We start from the raw sequence: 215 nt of genomic DNA on the forward strand, positions 1-215 counted from the left end.
GGTTCGGTCAAGCCGCACACCAAGTTCACCGCAGAAGTCTACGTTCTGTCGAAGGAAGAAGGCGGTCGTCACACTCCGTTCTTCAAAGGCTACCGTCCTCAGTTCTACTTCCGTACTACTGACGTAACCGGTAACTGCCAGCTGCCAGAAGGCGTTGAGATGGTAATGCCAGGTGACAACATCCAGATGGAAGTCACCCTGATCAAGACCATCGC

1 protein-coding gene is annotated in these 215 nt (G+C 53.5%); it reads left to right on the top strand.

All coding sequences use genetic code 11. The features are described 5' to 3' along the window. The coding region (locus DM373_RS28620; RefSeq protein WP_482822407.1) for an EF-Tu C-terminal domain-related protein at positions 1-215 on the top strand (215 nt) is incomplete at both ends.

Origin of the sequence: Pseudomonas sichuanensis (assembly GCF_003231305.1) — a bacterium.
Classification (GTDB): Bacteria; Pseudomonadota; Gammaproteobacteria; order Pseudomonadales; family Pseudomonadaceae; genus Aquipseudomonas; species Aquipseudomonas sichuanensis.